The sequence below is a fragment of the Chitinophaga sp. genome (assembly GCF_035564935.1).
Classification (GTDB): domain Bacteria; phylum Bacteroidota; class Bacteroidia; order Chitinophagales; family Chitinophagaceae; genus Chitinophaga.
On record NZ_DATMTE010000700.1, the window covers coordinates 1 to 8,847 of the forward strand.

The window sequence follows — 8,847 nt, forward strand, 5'->3', positions numbered from 1 at the left end:
GGTTAAAATTTAAACGGCACGTTTCCCACGAAATTTCCCGGTTTCTGCGGGTTCACAGACCAGTAAGTTTACCCAATCGGGGAAAAGTTTACGCGATCGGAAATTTTTTATTTATCTATCCTGGCAATATTATCAAGCAACCGCTGTAACAGGTTCTTATCCCGGGTGATGATACGGATCGTCCCGGTCATTTCGGGGCTGAACCGTATGCCGGTATGGTAAGTAGTACGGAGGCTGTCCGGCAGGCTGATATGCACCCGGTACATGGCTTCGCCTTTCTCTCCCTGTTTGGTATTGTCCGTCGCCTGGGGCGTACGCGAAATAAAGCTCACTTTCCCTTCCAGGTAACCGTATTCATTGTAGGGAAACTGTGCCAGCATAATATGGGCAGGTTGCCCTACTGCGATCTTGCCAAAGCTGGCAGCGGGTATCATGGAATAAGCAACGTATTTAAAATGATCCGGCGCCGCCATGTAGAGCTCTTCCCCGGCGGTAACCACCTCATTGCGTTGCAGCGGTCTCAGCTCGTACACACGCCCGTTAAACGGCGCCGTTACCAGGAACTTCAGCCGCCAGCCGCGGATATAGCTCTGCACATTGCGCACCTGCTCTTCAATGCTTAATACCAATTCATTTTCCCGTTCTTTTTTTTCATATTCCAGGTCAAGGAGCAGCTTGTTATTTTCGCCTTCGGCGATGCCGGAGCGGATCTTTGTTTCCAGCTGGTTTTCCAGTGCCAGTCTTTTTTCATTGAGTGCTGTTACTTCATCATTGAACTCCCTGCGCGACAGCACCCTTTCTTCATACAGCTTTTTCTTTGCTTCAAAAAAATCTTCCGCGCTTTCCAGTTCCCGTTTCACCAATACCCGTTCCTGGTCGGCCGATCTGGACAGGGCCGTATAACGGCTGCCCTGGGTACGGAGATTGGTCATGCGCTTATGATAAATACGCTGGTCTTTCACCAGCAGGTAAGCATTAATGCTTTGTACCAGTTTATTATAGTCGGCCTGCACTTCTCCCAGCAGGCGCCCGTCATCTTTAAGGCAAACCGCCATTGAATCGGTTGCATCATTATGCAGCCACCGGTTGATGGATGCGCATAGCTCCTCCAACTCATTGATCTTTTTCAGGCCGATGGGATTTTCGATTTCCGCCAGTACCTCACCTTCCGTTACCCGCTGGCCCTCTTTCGCAAAAATCTGTAATACCCTGCCCCCGCTCTGCGCCTTTGCCCTGATGGGCAGCGGGTTCGTGGTGAGTATAACATTCCCTTCCAGGATATCGGGGTACTTTATTAAAATGCCTACCAGTACCAGTATCCCCAGGGCTGCCACTACTGCGAAAAGCGCCATTCCCGTAAACCGGGAGGGCGTTCGTTCCAATAAATCTTCCACCTCAGGTGATAAGGTCTGTTCCGGCAACCGGTATACAATGGTTTCCTTTCCCGCGGTAACAGGAGGCGCTTCCGGCGCCGGCGTTTTATAATATGTAACAGGTTCCGGCATATGTTATACTTCTAACTGCAATTGATTTTTTACAAGACGATAATAGTATCCTTTAGACATACTCAGTTCCTCATGCGTACCTTCTTCTATAATGATCCCGTTATCCAGCACCACAATATTATCAGCATGGCGCACCGTACTAAGCCGGTGGGCGATTACCACTACCGTTTTATCCCGGTAGAAATCATCCATGCGTTGCATGATCTTCGATTCGTTGTTGGCATCCAGTGCTGAAGTGGCTTCATCAAAAAACAGGATCTCCGGTTGTTTATATACCGCGCGCGCTATGAGGATACGTTGTTTCTGCCCGGTGCTCATACCGTTTCCCTCCTGTCCTATTTTAGTATGATAACCCAATGGCAGTTTTTCTATGAATGTGCTGATATTGGCTATATCGCAGGCAGCTTTCAGGCGCTGCCAGTCGGGCGCTTCTTCCCCCACCGCTATGTTCCCGGCAATGGTATCGTTAAAAACAAAACCTTCCTGCATCACTACGCCGCAAAGCTCCCGCCACTGGTGCAAATCGGTGAGCGATAATTCCGTGTTTCCAACTTTGATCTTTCCTTTCTGTGGTTCATAAAACCGCATCAGCAATTTCAGCAGGGTAGTTTTGCCGCTTCCGCTGGCGCCTACAATTGCGGTTATTTTCCCTGCCGGGATGATGAGGTTAATGTTCCGCAGCACCGGCTCTTCCAGGTCGTCGTAAGCAAACGATACCTCTTCCAGTTTAAGGGTATGATTGGCGGGTACGGGCATATGCAGGATTGCCTGTTCACCGGTATGGGGCACTTCATCCTTTTCAAGATGCGTTTCCGCCAGCCTGTCCAGGCTGATACGGGCATCCTGCCACTCCTTGGCAATAGCGATCAGCTGCAACACGGGGCTGTTCAATTGCCCGATGATATAGGAAACAGCCAGCATGGTGCCCAATGTAATTTCACCATCTATTACCAGTTTTGCTGCCACAAAAGTGGTGAAGATATTTTTTATTTCGTTGATGATCCGGGCGCCTGTTTGCTGCTGCTGTTCCAGTTTCAGCGCCTGCACACTTACCCGGTACAGCTTTACCTGTATACGTTCCCAGCTCCAGCGTTTAGGTTGTTCGGCGTTATGCAGTTTAATTTCCTGCATACCGTTTATCAGTTCATAGATCTTGCTGTTGTTCTCACTCGCATGGTGGTAGTTCTTATAATCCAGCTTCTCCCGCTTCTTCAGAAAATAAAAGATCCAGGTTACGTATAAAATGCTACCCGTTAAAAAAATAGTAAGCAACATGGTGTTATAATACGCCAGCACTACACTGTAGGTAAGCAGGGTAAACACGGCAAAAACAGCTCCCAGCGATGATTTGGTGATAAAGTTCTCAATGCGCCGGTGGTCGTTGATCCGTTGCAGCAAGTCGCCTGATAATTTAGTATCGAAATAGCGGATGGGCAGGCGCATCAGCTTGCAGAAAAAGTCGGACACCAGGGTGATGTTAATGCGGCTGCTCACATGCAGCAACAGCCAGCTCCGTACCAGTTCCAGTACCAGTTGCCCGCTAACCAGCGCCAGCTGGGCAATGAGCACCAGCCATATAAACCCGATATCTTTTTTATAAATACCCGTATCAACAATGTTCTGTGTTAAGAAGGGAATCATGAGCTGAAGAATACTGCCTACACCCAGGCTTAGTAATACCTGCATCATTACCTTTTGATGGGGCTTCATGTAATGCCAAAGGAAAGGCCGTATGTTCACCTTCTCCTCCTTATCTGCATATACCATTGTTTCATAAAACGCCGGTGTGGGTTCCATCAGCAGTACAATGCCCTGGGCGGTAGCCGGTATTGCATTAGCGCCGATCCAGTATTTTACGAATTGATCGCGGCTGTATTCAACGAGGCCTTTTGCAGGATCAGATACATATACTTTACTGCCGGTGATCTTATACACCACTACAAAATGTTCCTGCTGCCAGTGTAAAATAAGCGGCAGGGGCGCTTCGTCCTCCAGCTTGCGGAAAGTGACCATGGCAGCCATGCTGCGGAAACCTACTTCTTCTGCCGCCCGGGAAAGACCCAGTAAACTGGCCCCTGCCCTGCTGGTGCCGCTCAACTGCCGCAGCTGCACCAATGAAATAGTACGGCCATAATAACGGCCTATGATCCGTAAACAGGTAGCGCCGCAATCCATGCTGTTTCGCTGTTGCTCGTATGGAAATTTCTTTATGCTGAACATGGGATATCAATTTCGTAAAATGCGATGGCAGCTTGTTTCAGCGGGTTATCCGCCCAATCTGTCCAGGTGGCGGTATAGGGATCATATCCGCATTTCAGGGGCTTACTGCAACCATCATGCGGATCTTCCAGGTAAGCGCGGCAATCTGTACACACATGCCTGAACTCACAGTTGCGGCAGGTTTGCACCATGTCCTTGTGTATATGCCAGTGTTGCCTGAACACCGGGTTATTCAATGCTTCCTGCAAAGTGGTAGTACTTACATGCCCGTAATGCTGTGGCATAGAGGGGCAGTTCCTGATGTACCCCGCTTTATCTACGGCTATTTTCCGGTTAAGACAGGTATTGTGACGGTGCGACTCAATAAAATGCGATGCATTACTAATAAAGTAATGAGGATGAAAAATGCCGCAATGATTTTCCCCGGTGATCATCTGTTCAATGAAATGAATGGGGATCAATCCTTCCACGTAGTGATCCGTACTGTTTCCCGGAGCGCCATAGCAGGTAATGCTGCCAATTCTCTCATGACCGGTAAAAAGGCGATTCCAGTCGGCTGTTTTAAAATGATCATCGTATGGCACAATGAATTGAATACAGCGGCATACCGTTTCCGTGGTAGCGGCAGCCAATGCCAGCAGTTCCCGGACCGGCAGCGGTGAATATGCGCGTACCTGGATCTGTTCGCAGCCCAGGGCGGTAAGTTGATGTACCAGTTGCACTGCATCAAAACCGCTCTGCGCATCCATATCGATGATGGCATTATCAGCAGGGCTGTAATGCGCTGTGGTAAGCGGTAAAGGAATAAAGCGAACAGCATCCGCTGCATCTTCACTTAAAAAAATATATTCTTCTTTCAACAGGAAACGCAGGTACTCATCCAGTATGTTATGCTGGTCAGCATCAAATTCCATGTATATATTGCCCAGTTGTTTCCCGTTGTATGTTTCCACCAGCTCTTTCAGGTGCACAGGCACCGGTTGAAAGCGTCCGCGATGCAAATCCATTACCAGCGCCCGTTTGGCGCCTGCAACAAACTGGCAACCGGCCATTTGTATCATATACATCTTTTCCTGTTCTTTAAAGCAAGTCATATCTCACAATTCTGGAAAGTGGTTTATAATGCCTGTTAGCCCTGTAAGTATATTGATAGTATGCAGATAATTTAACTGCTTTGGTAAGCGGGAAAGGCCTTCCGGCCTTATCCCGGTCTGTTACCGTTGTTTTGTTATAGAAAGGCGGGAAGGAGTGTGAAAATCCTGTGTTAAATATTTCTTTCAGTGGTTTCATCTTTACCTGATTAAACGTTATGACCGGTTTTCAAAAAAGCGATGTTGATAAGATAATCTGCTACCTTTTGTTCAAGGTGGTAGTGGCAGTTGCTGCTTACATTGCCAAACTGCCCTACCGGGTTCACTTCCAGGAATATGAATTTATCATCGGGAGTTACGATCATGTCGACAGACCCTGTTTTCAGCTCCAGTGCTTTCATCAATGCATGAATGTTCGCACTAACCGCAGCCGGCAGCTGGTAGGGCACATTCCGGTTGGGCTTCGCGTAATTGTAGCGCCGCATATCCGTTTGCGTTTGAGTGTCCTGCTGGCTCATGATGGCCATGGTATAGCAAACGCCGTCGAGATAAAAGATCCGCAGCTCATACTTTTTGGGGACATACGCTGCAAACAGGCCAGGCATAAAAGTATCCGGGAGTGCGTCCACATCTTCCGGTCCGAACAGGGAAGTATAGTTAGCATAGGAGATCCTGTCTTCTTCTACAATCAGCCCGTCACTCAGAGGTTTGGTCACTACGCGGCCATATGCGGCCACAAAATCCGCCACCTGTTCCCTGCTGTTGAAAACGCCATACGCCGGCACTTCAAGCCCCAGCGCTGCGGCCGTATCCATCACCTTCAGGCGGTTTACCTTCCTTTCCCCGTAGCTGCCCAGGTGAGGAATGTTGCGCAACCGGCTATGCAGCAGCGTTATTACCGTTTGAGCCTCGTTGGCAATGTTATCCCGTATCAACGGCGGCAGGTTATCCCCGCCCTGGTACCCGGGTATGGCGAAATTACCTCTCCTGTACCAGTAAGCGGTCACCTTACTGAAGTCCAGCAGCTTACCATCCACGCAAAGGGAGGTATGCCGGTTACCGATACAAATGTTGCTGATCGGGTGTTTATCAGTAACCAGCATTACTTCTTTACCATACCACTCCAGCCACCTCATTACATGATAAGTGGTAACATCGCCGGTTTCAGAAAGAATCAGTATCATTTTCAAACGGGTTAAACATCCTTCTTATTCCCATAAAAAATATCCTGTATATATGGATTCCTGATTAAAAAACAGCATATTTGTCATGGTATATCAATGATAACATAACTGTATGCCTTGAAGAAAAACAATAATTATCCGTAGTACATTTTTAATTATCCGTTAGCTCCTTACGTATCGTTAAGCCTCCCCTGTTGTTGGTGTGGCGGCATAAATAATTTTCCAATTCCATGAAACGAGTAGTTATTATAGAAGACGAGCCCCTTATAAGAAATGATATAGAGAAGATGGTGAGCCGGTATGAAGGGTTCGAAGTAGCAGGCAGTTGCGGCAGTACGGCCAAAGCAGATGTATTGCTTCAAAACCTGCGCCCGGATGTGGTTTTACTGGATGTGCAACTGGGCAAGCGTACGGCATTCGACCTCCTGGGCGCATTGCCGGCAATCGACTTCGAAATCATTTTCATTACGGCACATAGTCAGTATGCCATTAACGCCATTAAATGCGGGGCATTGGATTACCTGTTGAAACCCATCAGCGAACCGGAACTGAAGCTGGCGCTCGACAAAGTAAGCGGGTATAAAAATCCTTCCGCCAATCAACAGGCGGTGGCTGTTGCCCAACGGCGCTTTTCTGCACCAGGTACCGCATCAGACGACCGGATCGTTTTACGCACGCAGGAGGGATTGCATATCATCCTTTTCAAAGAAATCATCTTTTGCCAGAGCGACGGGTGTTACACTACCTTCTTTTTATCAGGCAACCGTAAACTGGTGATCAGCAAACCGCTGAAGGTATACGACGAACAACTCCCCCGGCAGCTGTTCCTTAGAACACATCAATCCTATATTGTAAATACACAGTTTATAGACCGGTATCATAAAGATGGTCACGTACTTCTGAGAACGGGCGCCGTTATTCCCGTATCCGTACGAAAAAAAGATGCTGTGGTTAATTTCCTTACCAACCGGGACTAACGGGTATGTTTACACGAAAAATATTTACAGGTTACTTTATTGCAGGTTTCTTCCTGCTGTTAAGCGTTTCATGCAGGCAACACAGCAGCGAAGCCGAAGCAAAGCGGCTCAAGGCGCAGGAAGACAGCCTGCTCAATTATCTTAACAGCCACTTCAACCCGCTGATCAATAACCACGAATTTGCCAAGGCCAGGCAACTGATGGATAGCATGACTACCATCATGGCAACCTATCCTTCCGTGCGGATGCAGTTCAATATCCTTACCACCAGGGGCACCTTCTACAATGCCCTGCCTAACCTCGACAGCGCCCTGTACTATTATCAGCAGGCCCTGGAGCTGGCGCAGAAAAAGGATACCGGCAGAAAGTTAACCATTACTGCAGACTATCATATCGGGGAAGTATATATGAAGCGTAAAAATTTTCCTGAGGCACTGAAACGGATCAGGGCAGCATACGACTACCGCAGTAAATACGATACTGCTAATATGGACATTACCTGCTTCCGGCTGGCGGAGCTGTACCGGAGCATGGGGAATGAAGCCGAGCAAAAAAAATACCTGCTGGAAGGGCTGGGAAGAACCAGCAATCCCCGGTTGAGAACAGTGATCGCCAACAACCTGAGCGCTTTTTACAACTACCATGGCAACCTCGATTCGGCTATATGGTATCTTGACAATTATATCATTCCTGATACTACCCTTTACCATCCTATGTACCAGGCGGGGAAATATGAATCCAAAGGCGTTTACCTGCGGCAGCAAGGGAAATATGAAGAGGCATTGAAGTACACATTCAAGGCGCTGGACATACAACGAACGCAGAAAAAGTTTCCACCGGTTACCTATTACCATGCGGCCAATATTTATATCAGCATGAAAAATTATCCGCAGGCGCTGAAATACATCGATACCTGTATAAACCTGGCATCAAAAGAAAAAGACACCACCCTTGTTTCCTTTGCAGCCAGTATAACAGATGCCTGGGAACAAAAGGCCGGTCTTCATTACACGATGGGCCAGTACAAAAACGCCAGTGAATCCTATTATGAAGCGCTTGGGACATTAAGGGCCTATACCGATTCCGCGTATGCCAGGCAGATCATAGAACTGGAAGACCAATATGCCCTGAAAGCAAAAGATGAAAAGATATTAAGACTGGATGCCACTAACCGCGATGCAGCAAAGATCACCCGGCTGCAACGGATCATTATAGCCGGCTTTATTGGCTTTGTTCTGCTGACTGCCGTTTTCCTGCTGATGTTCTACAAGCGGAGAAAGCTACGCGAAAAACTGCGCCAGGCAGAACTGGAACAGAAACTGCTCCGCAGCCAGATGGAACCGCATTTTATTTTTAACACACTGGCGGTATTACAGGCCATGGTCCGTAACCAGGAAACAGAAAAATCCATCAGTTATCTTTCATCCTTTGCCAGCCTCCTCCGGGTAAACCTGGAACATTCACAGTCGGCCTTTGTGCCGTTGGAGCAGGAAGTGGAAGCCCTATCCAATTACCTGAACCTGCAGGCGCTGCGTTTCGAAAACGCATTCGACTACTTCCTTCATGTGCCGGATAACATGGACGATATTTTCATTCCTCCCATGCTATTGCAGCCCTTCGTGGAAAACGCCGTCCAGCACGGCGTACAGGAGCTTGATTACAAAGGGATCATCAACATTGATATCAGGAAAGAAGGAAACATGCTCCATTGCATTATTGAAGATAACGGCACCGGCATACAGGAAAACAAACCCGCGGGAGCAAATAACAAACAATCTTTATCTACACAGATCAATAAAAAACGCCTGGAAATGCTTAGCCGTAAAACGGGTAAGCAATCCAGGCTGGAAATAAAGAATAAGGCGGATAT

General features: G+C 47.9%; 7 protein-coding genes. 2 read left to right on the top strand and 5 right to left on the bottom strand.

The window, feature by feature from the left end; genetic code table 11:
* Positions 1 to 107 precede the first annotated feature (107 nt).
* Genes VN105_RS18040 through gwsG form a run of 5 tightly spaced genes read right to left on the bottom strand, consistent with a single transcriptional unit; the run spans position 108 to position 6,000 of the window.
* Positions 108 to 1,505, bottom strand: a complete 1,398-nt coding sequence (locus VN105_RS18040; RefSeq protein ID WP_325642924.1) for an HlyD family secretion protein — start codon at positions 1,503 to 1,505, stop codon at positions 108 to 110.
* A 3-nt stretch (positions 1,506 to 1,508) separates the two neighbouring features.
* Entirely contained in the window at positions 1,509 to 3,725 is a 2,217-nt protein-coding gene (locus VN105_RS18045) for a peptidase domain-containing ABC transporter (RefSeq protein WP_325642925.1), read from the bottom strand.
* Positions 3,713 to 4,819, bottom strand: a complete 1,107-nt coding sequence (gene gwsS, locus VN105_RS18050; protein ID WP_325642926.1) for a grasp-with-spasm system SPASM domain peptide maturase — start codon at positions 4,817 to 4,819, stop codon at positions 3,713 to 3,715. The genes VN105_RS18045 and gwsS overlap by 13 nt, the downstream gene beginning before the upstream one ends.
* Positions 4,806 to 5,015, bottom strand: coding sequence for a hypothetical protein (locus VN105_RS18055; protein ID WP_325642927.1), 210 nt, complete (start codon positions 5,013 to 5,015; stop codon positions 4,806 to 4,808). The genes gwsS and VN105_RS18055 overlap by 14 nt, the downstream gene beginning before the upstream one ends.
* A gap of 10 nt (positions 5,016 to 5,025) precedes the next feature.
* The gene (gene gwsG / locus VN105_RS18060; protein WP_325642928.1) at positions 5,026 to 6,000 is read right to left on the bottom strand and encodes a grasp-with-spasm system ATP-grasp peptide maturase; all 975 of its coding nucleotides are present in this window, start codon (positions 5,998 to 6,000) and stop codon (positions 5,026 to 5,028) included.
* A gap of 230 nt (positions 6,001 to 6,230) precedes the next feature.
* Here gwsG and VN105_RS18065 point away from each other — a divergent pair, with 230 nt between their 5' ends.
* Positions 6,231 to 6,977, top strand: a complete 747-nt coding sequence (locus VN105_RS18065; protein WP_325642929.1) for a LytTR family DNA-binding domain-containing protein — start codon at positions 6,231 to 6,233, stop codon at positions 6,975 to 6,977.
* 5 nt (positions 6,978 to 6,982) lie between these two features.
* A partial coding sequence (locus VN105_RS18070) for a tetratricopeptide repeat-containing sensor histidine kinase (RefSeq protein WP_325642930.1) occupies positions 6,983 to 8,847 on the top strand: 1,865 nt, incomplete at its 3' end.